This is a genomic window from Pseudobdellovibrionaceae bacterium, from assembly GCA_020635075.1.
Taxonomy (GTDB): Bacteria; Bdellovibrionota; Bdellovibrionia; order Bdellovibrionales; family UBA1609; genus JADZEO01.
In genome coordinates this window covers 1,702,673-1,721,261 of sequence record JACKAM010000001.1, presented here as the reverse complement: position 1 = coordinate 1,721,261, position 18,589 = coordinate 1,702,673, and the positions used below count along the sequence as shown (strand labels likewise).

At 50.7% G+C, this 18,589-nt stretch carries 10 protein-coding genes; 6 read left to right on the top strand and 4 right to left on the bottom strand.

Annotated elements, in window-relative coordinates; translation table 11 throughout:
• Positions 1-3 precede the first annotated feature (3 nt).
• Complete coding sequence (locus tag H6624_07450) at positions 4-2,538, bottom strand: hypothetical protein (GenBank protein ID MCB9084164.1); 2,535 nt, start codon at positions 2,536-2,538, stop codon at positions 4-6.
• A 129-nt stretch (positions 2,539-2,667) separates the two neighbouring features.
• On the opposite strand from H6624_07450, the gene H6624_07445 reads away from it, so the two are divergent.
• On the top strand, positions 2,668-3,588 hold the full coding sequence (locus H6624_07445; protein MCB9084163.1) for a diguanylate cyclase: 921 nt from the start codon (positions 2,668-2,670) through the stop codon (positions 3,586-3,588).
• A 192-nt stretch (positions 3,589-3,780) separates the two neighbouring features.
• Complete coding sequence (locus H6624_07440; GenBank protein ID MCB9084162.1) at positions 3,781-4,716, top strand: MBL fold metallo-hydrolase; 936 nt, start codon at positions 3,781-3,783, stop codon at positions 4,714-4,716.
• 102 nt (positions 4,717-4,818) lie between these two features.
• Here H6624_07440 and H6624_07435 read toward each other — a convergent pair whose 3' ends face one another.
• Both H6624_07435 and H6624_07430 read right to left on the bottom strand, forming a co-directional pair.
• Entirely contained in the window at positions 4,819-5,943 is a 1,125-nt protein-coding gene (locus H6624_07435) for a hypothetical protein (GenBank protein MCB9084161.1), read from the bottom strand.
• A gap of 28 nt (positions 5,944-5,971) precedes the next feature.
• Positions 5,972-6,841, bottom strand: coding sequence for a LysR family transcriptional regulator (locus H6624_07430; GenBank protein ID MCB9084160.1), 870 nt, complete (start codon positions 6,839-6,841; stop codon positions 5,972-5,974).
• 96 nt (positions 6,842-6,937) lie between these two features.
• On the opposite strand from H6624_07430, the gene H6624_07425 reads away from it, so the two are divergent.
• Complete coding sequence (locus H6624_07425) at positions 6,938-7,609, top strand: hypothetical protein (protein ID MCB9084159.1); 672 nt, start codon at positions 6,938-6,940, stop codon at positions 7,607-7,609.
• Here H6624_07425 and H6624_07420 read toward each other — a convergent pair.
• Positions 7,606-8,304: a TetR/AcrR family transcriptional regulator gene (locus tag H6624_07420; GenBank protein ID MCB9084158.1), complete on the bottom strand. Its 699-nt coding sequence runs from the start codon at positions 8,302-8,304 to the stop codon at positions 7,606-7,608. The two genes, H6624_07425 and H6624_07420, sit on opposite strands and share 4 nt — an antisense overlap.
• Before the next feature lie 192 nt (positions 8,305-8,496).
• Here H6624_07420 and H6624_07415 point away from each other — a divergent pair, with 192 nt between their 5' ends.
• The 3 genes from H6624_07415 (at position 8,497) to H6624_07405 (ending at position 18,425) form a co-directional block, all read left to right on the top strand.
• On the top strand, positions 8,497-11,037 hold the full coding sequence (locus H6624_07415; protein ID MCB9084157.1) for an acyl-CoA dehydrogenase: 2,541 nt from the start codon (positions 8,497-8,499) through the stop codon (positions 11,035-11,037).
• 215 nt (positions 11,038-11,252) lie between these two features.
• Complete coding sequence (locus H6624_07410) at positions 11,253-11,921, top strand: PilZ domain-containing protein (GenBank protein ID MCB9084156.1); 669 nt, start codon at positions 11,253-11,255, stop codon at positions 11,919-11,921.
• Positions 11,922-12,356: 435 nt separating this feature from the next.
• Positions 12,357-18,425, top strand: coding sequence for a hypothetical protein (locus H6624_07405; protein MCB9084155.1), 6,069 nt, complete (start codon positions 12,357-12,359; stop codon positions 18,423-18,425).
• Positions 18,426-18,589 lie beyond the last annotated feature (164 nt).

The window sequence follows — 18,589 nt, the reverse complement described above, 5'->3', positions numbered from 1 at the left end:
GGGCTACCACTCGAAGCCGATGCGCAAGCTGGCTGCGCCACCAATATTTTCGGCGCCTCCTGATCCGCTCTCGTGAATGCCATCCAGGCCAATTCCAATAATGGTGGTCATTCCCCAGGATGGAATGCGGTAGTCTAGACGGTTGGTCCATTGGGTGGAAAGAATACTGTCTCCGGTTGTGACCCACAGACCGGTTTCCCACTGACTGCGTTCTCCTAGATATTTTAGGTAGGACAGAACTCCCCCGTAACTAAAGCGTTCTTCCCACTTAACAACTTCCAATTCAGATCTTTTGAGCAGGCCGCTACGGTAGAGAGCCACACCATAGCCCCAGTTTTTCCGCGCGGGAAAATGGGAAAGTCGGGTTCTCATACTCCAGGTACCCAGGTTTTCCTGTAGAGGAACGGCATTTTTGTTTTCCGGCACCCAATCGAATGTGCTGAAGTGAAGGTGAAAGACCAATCGCCCTCTCTCCTCAAGGGGAGTGTTCACTTCAGCTTCGGCCGTCACCAGTGAAGAGCCAGAGAGTTTTCCTTCAACCTTGTCTTTGTTCTTCTGCGTCCATTGAACATACTCAGGTGCAAAGACAAAGCGAAAGGCGTACTCCTGCTCAATTTTGCGCAATGGAGGTGGGGGCTCGGGCTCGGGCGGAGGCTCTGGCTCCGGCGGAGGTTCTGGTTTTTTCTCTGGTTCCGGAGGGGGAGTTGGCTTTGGCGGTGGCTCGGGGGCTGGGGTCGCAACAAGAGAAACTCCTGGGGCCAGCTCTTTGACGCTGATATCTGCCACTTGGCTCAGATCAACTTGAGCCGCTTCACTAAACAATCCCATGCGGCCATTTTCTTGTCCGGCGGCTACCCGCCAGTAGTAGTTTTGCTTCTCAAAGCGGGTCCAGGCGTATTCTTCCTTGAGGACTTTTTCGGCAACAACGGGTTTCTTAAAATCCGGAGCGGCCGAGATTTCGATGATGTAATAATCGGCTTCAGGAACCGGATACCAGCTAAACATGATTTTCTTTTTGACCTTGCGTGCTTTGCTGGACGGTTTGGTCTTTTTTTCTTGTTTGGTTTTTTTCGCCTCTAAGGCGGCTTTTTCGGCTATTTCCTTGGCCGGGTCTTTTTTCAGTGAACCTTCCTGTGCCTGTGCGACAGGAAAAATCGCATGCCATAAGTGCAGGAATACCCCCGACATCTCACCAAAGAAATCTCCGCCGCGACTATTGTTGCCTTCTTCCTGTGGGGAAAGGGGGGTGGATTGTTCCCCCGAGTTGTCATCTGACTTAGAGTCATCAGCAGGAACACTTTTGGTTGGGGCGGTCTCTTGAGTATCTGTTGCTCCCGCGGGAAGGCGTGGTTCGGGTGTGCGAAGTTTGGGAGCAGCTAGTGGCTTTTCAACACCGTAAAAGAGCTGATCATAACTGGGAGGAATGAGAAAACCCTCGTCATCTTCAGCAATGACCCGCCAGTAAAACACGCCGGATTTGGGGAGTTTGAGGTCCAATTGACTGGTTGGACTCTTTTGCTCCTCAATCACCTGCTCGAAGCTTTCATCCTGGGCAATTTGTAACCTGTACTTGGAGGCCTGTTGCGAGGGGGACCAGGAGAAAGTGTATTCGGACTCCATGCTGATTCGATCACGGGGCAGGGGGGAGAGATAATGGAGTTTTTCTGCTGGCCACAGGCTCACCGGAAATGTGTTGGAAATGGAGTTTCCATTTACCAGATTGAGAAAGTAGGTACCACTCTGCAGGGGTAGGCTAATTTCCCGCTGATCTGGGAGAATTTTGAGGAGAGACTCCTCTCCCGAGTTATCGATGATTCTCAACTCTTCTGCTTCGCCCTTCCAGCGCAGTTGGAGAAAAACAGGAAATTGGTGGGAGTAGAGGCGGTGGAATTCATTACCCATGTCCCAGGTGATGTCTTGTGAGACTTTTTGCTTTTCCTGGACTTCGCTGCCATCGATAGTGAGTTTTTCGCCTGAAGTGAGGGGAGTTCCTAATGGTTCGGCGATGCCCTTGTTCAGGGCCACCTCTCCGCTGGTGACCTCCACTTCCACTTTGTCCTCACCAAAGGTCCTTAGGCTGATTTCCGATCCGGCTTTGGCCTCAAGGCTCCACTCTCCAGCCTGCACATTAAGATTTTGTTTGCCAGTTTTTGAACGCATGGTTCCTCGGGCAAATTTCAGGCGCAAATGTTCTGACTTTCCCTCCACAATGGGTTCAAGCACCACCAATGTGTTTTCGTTCAGCTGGAGTTGAATGTCACCTTGGAGAGAAACCTTGGCCGAGCTGTTTTTTAGAGTAAGGAGGGAATCAAATGCATAGAGTTGATCTTTGGGGGAAGAGTTTTCCCAAATCAAAGAGCCTTGGGATTTGCGACGGACGTTTTGATTGACGTTAATTACAGATCCGATTTGCTCGGTGACCGCAACTGATGGTCGCAGATGAAGGGGATCAAATGGAATGACACCCAAGTCACCCAACAGGAGAGCAATTTCCAAAATGAGCAGGGTCACCGACCCCGATAACAGATAGCGATCCACGTCTATCTATTCGGAATTTTATGGGAATTTTCTGATAAGCGGATGGCAATCTGGACCTAGGATGGTCATGGCAGGCGTTGCAAACTAGAGGCGGATGTCGGTAGAATTGATATTGTGACAAAGGACAAAATGACGAAGAAAAAAATTCTGATTGTCGAGGACGACCCAGCAGTTTTAGAGGTGGTGAACGAGGCCTTGGTCCAGGCAAATTTCGAGACCGAGAGTGCTTCGTCGGCCCAAGAAGCCTTCGACAAAATCTCCACTTTTGCCCCCGATCTCGTGTTATCCGATCACGACATGCCGCATATGACCGGTTTGGATATGCTGGTGCAACTGCGGAAAAATGAGAATTACGTTTCCGTGATTTTTATCTCCGGCCGCAGTGATCTTAAAACCATTTGTGATGCACTGGAGATCGGTGCAGATGATTACATCCGCAAGCCCTTTCGTTTTGAAGAGTTGATTGCCCGGGTAAAGAACTGTCTGCGCACCAAAGAAGTCCACGTCGAGCTCAAGAAGGCCAATGAGAAGCTACAGGAAATGGTGGATCGGGATTATCTCACTGGCCTTTATAATATGCGCACCATGTATGAGCGCATCGACTTTGAATTGGCCCGCGCCCGCCGCTATGGGAGGCAGATCGCCGCCGTCATGATTGACATGGATCATTTTAAAACCGTCAATGACCAGAATGACCATCTGTTTGGCAGCTATGTCCTAGGAGAAATGGGTAAGATTCTGGAGCAGAATGTGCGCGGCACCGACCTGGCAGCCCGCTACGGTGGGGATGAGTTTTTGGTCATTCTCACAGAAGTAGATCGTGAAGGGGCCAAGACGTTTTGTGAACGCCTGCGCGAGCGTGTGGACGGGCACGTCTTTAAAAAGGACAAGTGTCAGATCAGTTTGACCATCAGTCTTGGCTACGCGCTGACAAGTGGCGAAGACGGCATTGACGCCCGCACATTGGTTCGCCATGCGGATCACGCCCTCTATGAAGCCAAGGAGCAGGGGCGCAATCGCTGGGTCGAATTCACCAAAGAGAGAGATTAATCGGTGCCAGGTTCCCAAAAGGTTCCAGGTCCTCAATTGATATGCGCAGCAACAAGAGTCATCTCATTTCTGAGGTCACACTTGTTGCCGCGCATATCAATTGAGGACCTGGAACCTTTTGGGAACCTAATCGCAATCGCCCTGTGCATTTCCGGCTGTACCTCCCTTTACAATCCGGGTTATGAAGGTCCCATGACAGCACACTATAATGGCGAGAATTTTCACAATCCTTGGCTGAAGAACCGCAAAAGCTTTGGTGACTTTCTTAAGTGGCAGTGGCAAAGAGAGCGAGCGTCTTGGCCTGAGTGGTTGAATGCTCTGCCGGGACCGCCCCCTCTGCCTGTTGTTGGAAAGGGGGACGTGCGATTTACCGCAATTAATCATGCCACTGTCCTTATCCAGACTGATGAAATGAACATACTCACAGACCCCATTTGGTCAGATCGCTGCAGCCCTTGGAGTTGGCTGGGCCCTAAAAGAGTGAGACCTCCCGGGATTACCTTTGAGGACTTACCGCAGATTCACATGGTTGTCCTCAGCCACAATCACTACGACCATATGGATCTTCCGACCCTCAAAAGACTGAATGACAGGTTCCACCCTCTTTTCTTAGTGGGCCTGGGCAACAGTAAGACTCTGACCAACTTCGGAATTGATCGAGTGGTTGAATTGGATTGGTGGCAGTCCTATGACACGGCTCAAAGCAAAATTCATTTTGTGCCGGCCCAGCATTTTTCCAGCCGCAGCCTGTGGGATCAGAATCGCAGTTTGTGGGGTGGTTTTGTTATCGAGGCCTCCATGGGTGAAATCTACTTTGCTGGCGACACAGGCTATGGGCCCCACTTTGCCGAGATCGCGAGTCGCTTTACCAATATCCAAATTTCATTCTTGCCCATTGGTGCCTACGAACCCAGGTGGTTTATGCAGGCCATGCATGTCAACCCGGAAGAGGCGATTCAGGCTCATCTGGATCTAAAGTCGCAACTGAGTGTGGGAATTCACTTTGGGACTTTCCAACTGACCGATGAAGGCATTGACGCTCCCGTCAAGGAGCTCAAGCGCGCCCTCGAAAAACCAGGACGAGAAGGGGTCAAATTCCTTGTCCCTGAGTTTGGGCAGGCTTACTAAAAAGGTTCCAGGTCCTCAACTGATATGCATGGTGGCAGATTCGATTTCATTTTTGAGATCAAATTTGCCACCATGCATATCAGTTGAGGACCTGGAACCTTTTTACTTTGTACGCCACCAGGTTTTCCAGTCGCGGATGGCTTTGTCGACCACATCTTGGGAGTCAGTGATCTGGATAGCCGTTCCCTTGCGGTTGGCAATCTTGAGAATCTTAGTGATCTTGGCCAACAGCTCAATGTCCTCTGTCTTGTCCAAGGCCTTTACCAGGATCTCAAAATTTTCATCGGTGGGCTTCTTCTTCATCGAGTAAGCCACTTCTTCTTTCACTCGCGGATGATCTTCTGGATTGAGCATGATGGTGTGATAGACCAATTTGATGGCTTGCGACCAGGCAACACCTAATTGGTGGACAGCCTGAATTCGATTTTCTGGAGGCTGAGTGGTGTCCTTAAGCGTGGCTAAGCTGACGGCGTGGCGATCGCGCCACAGGTCAGTGGACATATCGAGAAGAAATACAAAGCTGGGTGAGACAACCAGCCAATCCCGCTCAGGACGCTTGATGCCCCACAGGTTATTCCCGACTTTGTAGAATTCGTAGGCCTTACCATTGGTCACCACCTCGAATTGCTTTTTATCTTGGGCGGCCGCTGGATGAAGGCGCCCTGAAATCTCATGTTTTTCCAATGCCGCAATAAACTGATTAAAGAAAATCCAATCCGTAAAAAAGGCAGAATCCTGATTTAGCCATTGGTCGCCCTTCTTTTTAAACTCCACAAACACCGTTTCTTCTTTGGTGACCTTAAGAGTTGAGCCAATGGCAATCCCACTGCTGGCTGGACCCACAAACCAGGAACGATGAAGGGGAAGAAAGTAAATGCCTTCGCCCGCCATGTCAGCACAGTGTTTTCCATCCTGCACCTGTTTGACGGTAAGATAAAACCGACGTTCCACAGTTGTATCCCCCCGCTTACCGGTAATCACCACGTCGGGTTTTCCTGGAAGATCAGGGCAGTCACCTTCAATGCCGGCAGTAAAAAAGGGCAGGAAGTCCTTTATGGGATCAAGAGTGACACTGGAGCTGCCAATAAAATATTGACCATCTTTGCGCACCACCTTGAAATTGTCATACTTGGAACGGAAGCGCCACTCGTCCATTGGCGCGCCCAGCGACGGGCTGGAAAATAGAAACACAAAGCCGACAGCCAGAAAAATATGCGAAACCTTCATGCTTGCCTCCTGGTCTACGGAGACTCCATTATCCCATGAATTTTAAAGTCTTTTCAATGACTTTCACAATATGTTGGTGGGCAGCTGTCTTGGGTGAATCTGCCCTATAGACCAGGCAGATGCGGTCAAGAAAGGTCGGGGGATTGCTGTAGGCGTGAACAAGTTTGACTCCCTTTACCTGTTGGGCCACCCGGGTGGGAAGTAGACCAATACCGGCCCCGCAGGCGACAAGACTGGAGATCACTTCAAGATTGGCACTGTGAATCTCTCGGTCGAATTTGAGGCTGCCCCGTTTGACTTTTTTGAGCAAAGCCTGGCTCTGTAAAAGGTTGGGATCAAAGATCAGGACGCCGCCCTCCTTTTGCAGAGAGGAAGCCTTTGCACATTTCCACAGGGTCACTTCATCCTTAAACAACTCCCTTATCACCAGGTCAGGGTGTTGGACCGGATTGACCACCAAGCCAAAATCAATTTGGAAGCTAGTCACGTCTTCGGTGATCTTTCTCGATAGATTGTGGCGCAACGAAAACTCAAGCTCTGGCGCTTCGACTAAGAGCTTGGGTAAAAAGTGAGGCAAACTATAAATAGCAACGCTCGGATGGCAGCCGATTGTAAAGTTCCCCTTAATTTCATTTTCCGTGCTCAAAGCCTCAGCACGGATGCGCTCCCACTGATCCAGCAGTTGGCGGGACTGGCGGTGAAACTTCAATCCAAGATGCGTGGCATGGACTCCGGTCTTGGTGCGGACCAGGAGTTGCCCACCTAAAACCTCCTCCAGGCGCTTAATGCTCAAGCTCAGACTGGGTTGGGTAATGCCCAATCGCTCAGCGGCGCGAGAGATGTTTCCCGTTTGTACCACCTCAAGAAAGTACTGCAGATCGGAAGCTGAAGGGAGCATAAGTCTCTCCTATGATAAAGATAGTCACTATAAATTATAATTTTGAATGGGGAGCAAGTACCTATTGAGAGAGCGTCTTTTAAAAGGGGGAATGAAATGAACAAAGAAAAGATTTCACGTCGCAAACTCATGGGCTTGGGTGGATTAGGCATTCTTGGCTTGGCTGGTCATAAGGCTTTGGGTCAGGGATTGATGTGTGGACTGACGCCACCGCAGACAGAGGGGCCCTTTTACCCAATCTCAGATCAAGCTGATAAGAATAATGATCTCACGATCATTCGCGGAGCCACTCTTGAGGCGAGAGGACGGCGAATTCTTATTGTTGGCCAGGTGGTGGATGAGCAGTGTCAGCCTGTTGAAGGGGCTTTAGTGGAGATCTGGCAGGCCTGCGATACGGGAAGATATAATCATCCCAATGACCCGAATCCTGCAGAGTTGGATCCTAACTTTCAGTACTGGGGACAGGACGTTACCGATGCTGATGGTCGCTACAGTTTTAGAACTATTATCCCCGGTCGCTATCCCGCCAGCGCCACTTGGCTGCGCCCTCCTCACATTCACTACAAGGTTCATAAGCGGGGTTTTCACGAGTTGACCACGCAGATGTACTTTAGAGGGGATCGGGACAATGCCGCCGATCATATTCTGCGTGCATTGAGCCATGAGGAGCAGGAGAGGGTTTTGGTGGATTTTGTTGAGTCGGGAACTGAGTCCACTCTACTAACTGGCGAATTCAATCTGACCATTCGCCGTGTGGCAGGAGCCTAAACTGTGAATAGAGAAACCAGGTGGGTGCACAGCTTGGCTCGCTCATCTGGTTTTTTTAGGCTGCGACCATAGGTCTTTTCTTTGATGTGATCGAGCCGTAGCTGACTAGTGAGTGCGCCAAAAAACAAACTGGCCATAGTGAAGGGATCACTTTTGAGTCGCACAAAATTCTTCTTCTGCGCTTCCTTAAAAAACTGAATGATCATTTCAAACAGCTTCAAAAAGTTCTCCATAAAAACCTTTTCAGCCGGAGAGTTGATCCGGTCATACTCGCGGATCACAATTAGCCCGGTTTCCCGGTCTTCGAGAAATAGCTGAACCAGACTTTCGGCGAACATCTTCAATCGCAATTGATACTCTTCCAAGGTCTGGGGTGGGAGGAGAATATCACGGGTGAACTGCAATCTGGTGGTGGCGATTTCCTCCAGGCAGGCGCGATAAAGTCCGTCCTTGCCATCAAAATAATAGCTAATCATACTGGAGTTCATTCCAGCTTCCTGGGCAATATCCCGAATGGAAGTGCCGCTGAGGCCTTTGACGGCAAAAAGTTTCTTGGCGGCGCGCAAAAGGGTTTGCCGCGTCGAAGGGTCCGAGCTTCCCAAAGGTCGAGGCCCCGAGCGGCCATTCGTCCCTTTTTGAGACACCCGGGGTCGTTTTTTGCTTTTGGTTGGGGCTTTAACTGCTGTCTTCGCCATACCCGTCTTAGTATTAATCAAAAGATTGAAATATTCAATCAAATGATTGAAATGGAAAGCATACTGGCCTAAAATTAAACAGTTAGGACGATTGTAGGAATCGTTCCAATTGGTAAATCGGAACAGGAGGTTGCTTCCGTGGGAGCATTTGATTCAATCTATGGAATTCTGGCCTACCAGGAACCAAGAATAATGATCGCTTTGGCGACCGTTTTGGTTTTTGTGTTAGTCGGTTACTTTGGCTCTCCATTTTGGCTGTGGTCGCTGGCGCTATTGGCAGCGATGGTGGGGTTTGGCGCTCCCATGTGGTTGGTCTACGTGGTGGTGGCTGTGGCGGCAATTGGGGTGATTAAGCCCTTGCGCCAGGTGATTCTTTCCGGACCCATCATGAAAACCATGCAGGCCCTTAAGATCATTCCCAAGATCAGCCCGACTGAACGAACAGCTCTGGAAGCCGGAGTGGTTTGGATGGAAAAGGAACTGTTTTCGGGCAAGCCTGACTTCAATTTGATGATGAGTCAGCCCTATCCGAAGTTGACCAAAGAGGAACAAGACTTTCTCGATGGCCCGGTTGAAGAAGTGTGTAAGATGGTGGACGATTGGCAGGCGTGGAAAGAACGGGACATTCCCAAAGAAGCCGTCGAGTTCTGCAAAAAGAACAAATTCCTGGGGATGATCATTCCCAAGGAGTATGGCGGCCTTGGATTTTCCCACTATGCCCACAGCCAAGTGATTCATAAGCTGTCGTCTCGTTCCAGTGCCTTGGCAATCTTTGTGATGGTGCCTAACTCACTGGGGCCGGCTGAGCTGCTCAATCACTACGGGACACAAAAACAAAAAAATTATTATTTACCACGTTTGGCCATTGGTGACGAAGTCCCTTGTTTTGGCTTAACTGAACCCACAGCGGGAAGTGACGCGGGTTCAATTCTCTCCGAAGGTGTTTTGTTCAAAGGTGACGATGGTAAAATTTATGTGCGCCTCACCTGGAAAAAGCGCTGGATCACGTTGGCCTCCATTGCCACCGTGCTGGGTGTGGCCTTTAAGCTTCGCGACCCTGATAATTTGTTGGGGCAGGGTGAAGACTTGGGAATCACTTGTGCCCTGGTGCCTGCAAATGCCAAGGGCGTTGTTTTGGGCCGTCGTCACGACCCCTTGACTATTCCTTTTCACAACTGTCCCATGGAAGGTCATGATGTGGTCGTCGACGCTGATGAATGCATTATCGGTGGTTTGGAAGGCGGTGCTGGCAAGGGCTGGGGAATGTTGATGGAATCCTTAGCTGCCGGTCGTGGTGTTTCACTTCCTGCACAGGGGACTGTGGGCACCAAATTTACAGCCCGTGTGGCCTCCGCCCATGCCGTGGTTCGTCGCCAGTTTGGAATTTCAATTGGTAAGTTTGAGGGTATTGAAGAGCCTCTGGCCCGAATTGCAGGGGCCGCTTATTACCTGGAGGCCATGAGAAATTACGTTCTCAGCGCTCTGGATCAGGGAGTGAAGCCTCCTGTGGTCACAGCTATGGCTAAATACAACGCCACAGAAGGCATGCGCAAAGCGCTGAATGATGGCATGGACATTATGGGTGGGCAGGCCATCTCATTCGGAGCCCGTAACCTAATTGGTATAGCCTATGTGGGAGCCCCCATCAGTATTACGGTGGAGGGGGCGAACATTCTCACTCGCACTCTGATCATCTTTGGTCAGGGGGCCATGCGGGCTCATCCCTATGCTTTCCGTGAAGTGGACGCAGTGGAAAAAGGTGATGTGAAGGAATTTGACTTGGCCTTCTGGGGTCACATTGGTCACATTGCCCGCAACTTGTTCCGCTCTGTTGTCTTGAGTGTCACCCGCGGTCGTCTGGCAATGACAGGTCGACCAGGTCCGGTTCGTCGCTATGCCCAGAAGCTAGCATGGGCTTCGGCCTCGTTTGCGATCATGGCTGATATCGCCATGGGTGCCCTCGGTGGTCAGCTGAAAGTGAAGGAAAAGCTTACCGGCCGTTTCGCCGACATCATGAGTTGGATGTTTATTGGTACAGCCGTCCTCAGGCGCTGGGAAGCCGACGGCTGTAAGAAGGAAGATCTTCCCTTCGTCCACTATTCCATGCGCCATTGTTTAGGCGAAATTCAAAATGCTTTTGATGGCATTTTCGGAAACATGACCGTTCCAGGATTGAGCTGGTTTTTTACCCGCCCGCTTCGCTGGTGGTCACGTTTGAACTTTTTCACCATGGGGCCTGATGATCGCTTGGGACAAAAAGTGGCCCGTTTGATACAGACTGAAGGTGAACAGCGGGACCGTTTGACCAATACGATTTATCTGCCCAAGGATCCTGAAGAGGCTTTGGGTCGTCTTGAAGCCGCCTTTACCGCTGTAAATTTGGCTGAACCGATTGAGAAAAAGATCAAGAAGGCTGTCAAAGCCAAAAAGCTTCCGCGCAAAAAGCCGATGAGCTTCTTGGTGGAAGAAGCCCGCAAGCAGGGAATAATTGATCAGGCTGAATATCAGTTGATTAAAGAGGCCGAAAGACTTCGCTTGGATTACATTCAGGTGGATGATTTCTCCGACGAAGAGTTTGCGACGGCCAAAGCAACCCCAGCGACCCGTCATGACTTTCATTTGTCTGAGGGCTCAGGCTCTGCAGGCAAATCGTCTGGAGGTGGAAATGGAGCTGCTCGCGAAGGGGTATCGTCAACTCCCTCGGGAGGCTCGGCCAACCCGACGGCTAGATAGTTCATCTGATTAAAATTTGCATTCGAAAAAAGAGGAGCTTTGTTGCTCCTCTTTTTTTGTCTCAACTTGCCCCATATCAAAATGACTCCATGTCAAACTGTTAACCAAAAATTTTGAAATAGCCAAAGGGTTCTAGTTGCAGTCGTGTTTAATCGCTGTAGGATTAGCACAGCCTTTGCAATTCTCATGGGTAGGGAAAATCTGACGGGGGATTTATGTATCAAATTGCAATTGTGGGTAAGCCGAGTCCATTGCGATTCAGGGTGAGACAAACTCTGCAGGCCAATCCAACCTTTCACATACTAACCTTTTCCCATCCGGCCCAAATGCTTCAGGCCATTGATGAATTTGGTCTCTCGGCCATCGTATTCTCTCTCGATGTGTTTGGCCGTCCCCAATTGAAACAGCTGGCCTTTATTGATGAGTATTTCAAATCAGTGCCCCTTTTGTTGGTGGCACCGCGAATCTCAGATGATGTGCGCTCGGAACTGTCTAAGAAGACTTACTCCAATATTCGTATTCTCGACAGTCGTTTTGAAATGCCTGATGTTTCAGCTGTGGTCTACAAGCTCGGCAACGGCCAGCCTGTTTTTCACCGTGCCCACTGTCGGTATAAGACCCACCAAACAGGGGAGGTCATCGGCGATCAGGGCAGCCGCAGCCGGGTTCGCCTGGTCAACATTTCCTTTGGTGGTGCTCAGCTTGAACTGCGCGATTTGGATGCTATTTATGACGATGAAATCCTGATTCAGGTGAAGAGTTCTCACCGGCGTCATTCCTTTGGTGTCAGGGCCAAGGTGCGCTGGCAGGATCCTAAAACCAGGCGTGTCGGGGTGGAGTTCTGTGAGTCTGCCGAGCAGCGACCCGTTTTGTTAATGGCTTAGAGCCCAAATACTGGCCCCCTGAATTATTGATCCACGAAACCCATTATCAGTGAAATCCGTCCATTGCCGACCATCCTCCGCAAATCCTCACGCGCCTTTCGGCCGCAGGCGCGTCTTCGGACTGCGTCAGCATTGCCGCCGCAGTTCGTTCGGCCGAGCCTATTCCCTTCGGTCACTCAGCCTCCCGCCCAGCGCGACGGCAGAGGATTCGGATTTCCGGGAATGGCTCGGCAATCGGACCTGTTCCCTGATAAAGGAAACACACAGTTTCGTAGATCAATAATTAAGGGGGCTAGTTTTTGAAAGGCACTCCTTTTGTTGGTGATAGGCTTATGTCGCCATTGCGCTAAATTTGGCCTTCTCTTGGCCTTTCCTTCATTTTGCGTTTTAATGTGGTCCTCATGAATCTTTGTCTCGCCAAGGAAAGGTGTGCCCATGAAGATCTGGACCAGAAGCTCTCTCGTTGTCTTAATAACCACCATCATTACGGCAACACCGGTGGCGATTAGTCACTCGGCCTCGGGTAAGGGAATGAGTTTTCCGCCCACTAAGCAGGGAGTATTTGCGGAAGTTGAACGCCTCGTTGGTGAGCAAAAGTACCAGGCGGCTCTTGATCAACTGGAGGCCGAAATTGGCAAAGGCCGGCAGTCTGGACTGGAGCAGGCGCGACTGCTTATCAAGCGAACTCAGCTGCAGTTGGGCCTCCATGGTTATGAAACCGCATTGTTGGCGCTAAGACAGAGCAAATGGCCGACCGGAATAGAGGCTCAGGCTCTGCTTAAGATTTACTACATTCATGCTCTCCGTGAGTACGTGGACGGCTACGGCTATGAGATCCGGCAACGGGAAGTCGTCGATGCGGGCACCGATTTGGACTTAAAAAAATGGAGCCTGGAGAGAATCAATCGTGAGATCGGCAATCAACTGTGGGAGCTGTGGAAAAGCCGTCTCACTTGGGGAGTCACTGAGATTTCAGCAGCCAAAGAATTTATCACTCAAAACAACTATCCCAAATCGGTGCGTGGGACGCTGCGGGACTTTTTAACCTATTTTTGGGTCGATTTCCTGCGCAATTCAAGTTTTTGGTCTCCACAGGAGAGCAACGAGGTTCATCGCATCAACATCGCGGCAGAGGTTAAGTCAGGAGCGGTCGGGTTTGCCGATCAAAATCAGTGGCGGAGCCTTCATCCTCTGGCTCGTGCCGCCCGCCTGCTGAAGGATTTAGAGGCGTGGCACCAGAATTCCAAGCGGACCGAGGCAGCACTTGAAGCACATTTGGTACGCATAAAAATGTTTTTGGATCAGCACGCCGAAGCAGGTTCCCGGCGACAGATGCTGATGAAGGCTCTCCGGCAGACAGTGATTTCGGCTCCCCAAGTTCCCTGGAAGGCCAAGGGCTTCTATGATTTGGCTCAAGCCCGGTCTCAGGATTCGGACCCCGAGGCCCTCATCGAAGCCAGGAGATGGGCCAAGCAAGGGGTGATCATTGGCCGGGGCACCCAAGGGGCAAGTTTGTGTGACTATCTCCTAAAGACTCTCGAAGCTCCCCACTTTGATGTTCAAGGAATGTTAACAGATGGCCTAGGCAAGCAGTCCCTCAAGGTATCTTACAAAAACCTGAGCAAACTTTATTTCCGCGCCTATCCAATTGACCTTGCGAAAATGGCGACAGCCGAAAAAGACTACAATTTTTTTCCTAACCGGCGGCAGATCCAGGATCACATGAAGAGAAACAAGGCGCCCATTCAGTGGGAGGTGGTTCTCAAGCCGACGAAGGACTTGCGCAGCCATGATCGCTACGTTGTGCCGCCCATCCAAAAGAAGGGTTACTACTTTATCGTCTCCTCGGCCAACGCCGACTTCGAACAAGAAGAGAGCAACCGGGTTTCCGGCATTCACTTTATCGTCAGTGATTTGGTTTTGGAGAGCGAACAATCCAAAGATGGAACCTGGCATATTCGTTCTCTCAATGGCCACAGTGGTGAGAGAATGGCTGGCGTGGATATACGCCTTTATCAGTTTGACTGGAAGACGGGGCACCGCCTGGCCAACTCCTACAAGACGGACAAGGAAGGTGAAGTCAGGATTAAGGGGTCGCCAAGTCACACCTATTATATGTTTGCCGAAAAGGGTGAAGATTTGGGATTGATCCACAATGGAATTCATTTTTATGAGTCCGGCCAAAGGGCTTCCCACGAAGCGCACTTAGTTTACCTGGATCGCAGTCTCTATCGGCCGGGGCAAAAAATCTTTTGGAAGGTCGTCTCCTTTGGCGGCAAGGCGGAGGAGGGGCAGCTAAAGGGATTTGCCAATGCCAATTTGCAGGTGAGCCTGCGCGACACCAATCACAAACAGGTGGAGAAGGTCACTGTTAAGACCAACGAGTTTGGCACGGCCAGTGGTGAGTTTTTGGTTCCCACTGGCAGGATATTGGGGAGTTGGCATATCCTTGTCCAGAGAGTGTCGGGTCGAGGCGGACAGGCCTACTTTCAGGTAGAAGAATACAAGCGGCCGACATTTGAAGTCACGCTTGGTGAGTCAACCAAAGCAATGAAGGTCAATGTCAAGGCTCAAGTGAAGGGCGAAGTGAAATACTACCATGGCTTGCCGGTTACGTCCGGTAAAGCCCAGTGGTCGGTGTACCGACAAAAGGTCTTCCCCTGGTGGTGGGGCTGGTATTACTGGCGTGGTGGCGGAGGCGGACAGGAGCAGATTCTCACAGCCGGTGAATCAAACCTCAATGACAAGGGGGAATTTGTCATCGATTTTGTCCCCGAAGGGGATGCTGAAGACGAAAAAAAGGAGTTGTCTTACACCTATCGGATTCAGGTAGATGTTACTGATGAGGGGGGTGAAACTCGAAGTACCCAGCGTTCCTACCGGGTTGGTTTTGTGGCTGTACAGGCGCGTATTCAGCAGAAGGAGAACTTTTTCGATACGAAAGCAAGGGTTTCCTTGGAGGTGAATAGAAGTTCCCTGGATGGAAAGCCTTTAGCTGGGAAGGGTCGCTATCGGATTTTGCGAATTCGTCAGCCCAAGAAAACCCCCATGCCGGCTGAAGTTGAAAAGCCAAATTCAGAGCCCCATGCCTACCAGCATACTGATGATTTCAGAAACGCAAGGTGGGAGTCCCACTACAATTGGAAACAGGTCCTTTTCAATTGGAAATCAGGAGCCATGGTTCAATCGGGACGGGTCAAGCATGGTAACAATGGCTTGGGCAAGATCCTGCTCAACCCCCTCCCTCCTGGGCCATATCGCTTGGAGTATGTCACGCGCGATCGCTTCGGCAAGGAAGCCAAAGCGAGGCATGATTTTCTCGTTCTTGGAAAAGGCTTTAAGCTCAATCTTCCGCTGGTGGTGCTCCCTGAGAAGAACAGCTATCAGGTGGGTGAGAAAGTGAAGCTGTTAGTTCACAGTGGTTTAGCCAGTCAAGCGATGAACTTTTTTATTGGCCAGGACTCCGTTAAGTCTTTGCGTGAAGTTCGCCGTGTGGGGAATCGAGGATCTCTACATGAATTTAGCCTTGGACCCGAGTGGCGGGGTGGTTTCTTTGTTGAGGCAGGTTTTGTCCACGATTTTCAGAGCGTTTCACAGACTTTGAATGTCTATATTCCGTGGGAGAACAAACAGCTTCAGGTCGAATACGAACGGATTCGCAAGAAGATGGAGCCTGGGTCCAAGGAAAAATGGGTGGTCAAGGTTCATGCCCCTGGTAAGAAGGGAGCCATTGAGGCTGGAGAACTTCTGGCCTATATGTATGACCGCAGTCTTGAGGCTTTTGCTCCCCATAGTCCGCCATCGATTCTCGGTCACTTTCCAGGGAAAAGCTACAATTCCTTTCCACTCAGTTATCATCTGTACCGAGCCCCAGGGTTTTCCCTGTGGGGTAATGGTTGGTATTATGGCAATCCGGTTTCCTTTCATGGAGATTACCTCAAAGAGTTTGCCAGTTACGGCATTGGCGGTTTGGGAAGCCGTGGCGGTGGCGGCTTCGGTGGTAAAGGGCGAATGATGTACGAGGCCGAAGAGGACGTGATGGCCCTGGCCGATGAGGCGGCACCAGCGGCCGCTAAGCCTTCTGAGGCGCCGGTTCTCCGGGAAAAGGCAAAAAAAGAGTCAAGCGCCTTGGGAAAAGAGGACAATGCAGTCCTCGGTCAATCGGTTGGTGCGCCTAAGTCTGTCGAAGAAGTCCCTCAGGAACAGGTCCGTAAAAACTTTAGTGAAACCGCCTTTTGGCAGCCTCACCTAAGATGGAATAAGCAGGGACAGGTGTCACTTGAGTTTCAGGTTCCGGATTCGGTGACCAGCTGGAAGGTCTGGGCCCATGCTCTTACTGAGAGTTATCAGAGTGGAACCGCTCAGGCCACGGTGGAGACGGTGAAGGACCTAATGGTTCGCCCTTATTTGCCTCGCTTTGTGCGCGAAGGTGACCGGGCAAGCATGAAGATCGTAGCACAAAATGCCGGGAAGAAAAAAATCTCGGTTGTTCTCACCGCCCAAATTGAGGATCCGACCTCGGGTAAGAGCCTTCTCGCTGATTTTGGGATTAAGCAAAAGGTTTGGTCTAAGACAGTGCAGGTGGCCCCAGGAGGATCTGCCAGTGCGACTATGGATTTGGTTGTTCCGCCCAATTTGGGAATGGTTCGAGTGACGGTAAAGGGCAAATCTGGCCGCATGACCGACGGAGAGGAGAGACCATTGCCGGTGCTTCCCAGTCGCATGCACCTCCTTCAGTCACGGTTTGCCACTTTACGCAAGGGTAAGCCGAGGGAGTTAAAGTTTCCTGATATGGCCAAAGGGGACGACCCCTCTTTGATTCACAAGCAATTGGTGATGACAGTGGATGCTCAGTTGCTTTATTCGGTTTTGTCCGCCCTCCCTTATTTGGTGAATTATCCTTATGAATGTGTGGAACAAACGCTCAACCGATTTGTTTCGACGGCTATATTGACGGAAGTCTTTGGATCTCATCCTTTGGTAAAACAAATGGCGACCAAGATGGCCAAGGGCCGCAACACTCAATTTGAAAAGTGGCGGGCCGACGACCCAAATCGTTTGCTGTTTTTAGAGGAAACCCCCTGGATGGCCGAGGCCGAAGGCGGTCGGGCTAAAGAGGATGAGCTGCTCAAGGTTCTTGATCCGAAGGTGGCAAAGAACCAAAAAGAGAGTGCCTTGAGAAAACTCAAAGACGCTCAGACTTCTAATGGAGCTTTCCCCTGGTATCCAGGAGGGCAACCCTCTCCTTACATGACTCTCCTGGTGGTTCATGGCTTTTCCAAAGCCACCGAACTGGGAGTAACCCTTCCCAAAGATATGATTGTCCGCGCCTGGAATTATTTGATTCTCCATATTCGCGAAAAGCCATGGAAGGATCTCGGAGTGGAGTTCCTTACCTTTCTCAACTACGTGGCCAGCTCCTACCCGGATGATTCCTGGACTGGGAACTTTTTTGCCCCTGGCGAAAGAGAAAAGATCCTCGATTATACCTTTAAACATTGGAAGAGTATTGCACCCATGACCAAGGCGCAAATGGCTCTCACCCTTCAGCGCATGAAGCGTCCCCAGGACAGTAAACTCGTGTTTGACTCGATTATGGATTCGTCAAAAACCACTGAAGACGAAGGAACTTTTTGGGCCGCGGAAGACAGGGCTTGGCTGTGGTACAATGACACCATTGAAGGCCATGCCTATGCCCTTAGAGCCATGACTGAACTACAGCCAACTGATGAGAGAAGGGATGGGTTGGTTCAGTGGTTGTTTTTGAATAAGAAACTCAGCCATTGGAAATCCACCCGGGCCACGGCTGAAGTGCTCTATGCCTTGACCTATTATATGAAGCAGGAAAAGCAAATTGGTATCGAAGAAAAAGTCAAACTTCAGGCAGGAGCAGAGAAGAAAGAGTTTATCTTTAAGCCTGATGACTACACCGGTAAGTCCAAACAGTGGGTGATTCCCGGAACTCAAATTAAACCTAAAGCAATGTCCGTTGTTAAAGCCGAGAAGATGGACCCGGCATTAGGTTTTGTTTCGGCCACCTGGCACTTTTCCACGGAAAAGCTGCCTGAAAAGGGAGACGGGGATTTTCTTAAGGTGGAGAGGGAGTATTTTGTTCGTGCCACCCAGGGCAAGCGCAAGGTCCTCACACCGCTTAAGAAGGGTATGAGGATCAAGGTGGGCGATGAAGTGGAAGTCCATCTATCGCTCAGGAGTAAGCAGGCCATGGAGTACGTCCACTTGCGTGATCCCCGGGCTGCGGGCCTTGAGCCAGGCATTGCCTTATCAAAATGGGCCTGGGATTTGGGCTTGGCCCGTTATGAGGAAATTCGCGATTCAGCCACCAACTTCTTTATTGAGTGGTTGCCGGCGGGAGAGTACACCCTCAAGTATCGGGTCAAGGCCAATATGGCCGGTCGATTTCGCGTGGGACCAGCCCGCATCCAGGCCATGTATGCTCCTGAGTTCGGGGCGTACTCCGCCGGACATATTATCGAGGTGCAGTGATCAAAAAGGTTCCAGGTCCTCAAGTGATATGCGCCGCACCAAACATGATCTCATTTTCGAGGTCACGTTTGGTGCCGCGCATATCACTTGAGGACCTGGAACCTTTTTGCAGGGGAAATTTTTCTTAGGCCATTTGCCTGTGGCCACTCCGGGGGAAATTGGGT

What these genes read in the sequence shown, in the direction of transcription:
- H6624_07405 (MCB9084155.1), top strand. Translation starts at nt 12,357, where the DNA reads ATGAAGATCTGGACCAGAAGCTCTCTCGTTGTCTTAATAACCACCATC.
- H6624_07415 (MCB9084157.1), top strand. Translation starts at nt 8,497, where the DNA reads ATGATCGCTTTGGCGACCGTTTTGGTTTTTGTGTTAGTCGGTTACTTT.
- H6624_07425 (MCB9084159.1), top strand. Translation starts at nt 6,938, where the DNA reads ATGAACAAAGAAAAGATTTCACGTCGCAAACTCATGGGCTTGGGTGGA.
- H6624_07445 (MCB9084163.1), top strand. Translation starts at nt 2,668, where the DNA reads ATGACGAAGAAAAAAATTCTGATTGTCGAGGACGACCCAGCAGTTTTA.
- H6624_07440 (MCB9084162.1), top strand. Translation starts at nt 3,781, where the DNA reads ATGACAGCACACTATAATGGCGAGAATTTTCACAATCCTTGGCTGAAG.
- H6624_07420 (MCB9084158.1), bottom strand. Translation starts at nt 8,304, where the DNA reads ATGGCGAAGACAGCAGTTAAAGCCCCAACCAAAAGCAAAAAACGACCC.
- H6624_07430 (MCB9084160.1), bottom strand. Translation starts at nt 6,841, where the DNA reads ATGCTCCCTTCAGCTTCCGATCTGCAGTACTTTCTTGAGGTGGTACAA.
- H6624_07435 (MCB9084161.1), bottom strand. Translation starts at nt 5,943, where the DNA reads ATGAAGGTTTCGCATATTTTTCTGGCTGTCGGCTTTGTGTTTCTATTT.
- H6624_07410 (MCB9084156.1), top strand. Translation starts at nt 11,253, where the DNA reads ATGTATCAAATTGCAATTGTGGGTAAGCCGAGTCCATTGCGATTCAGG.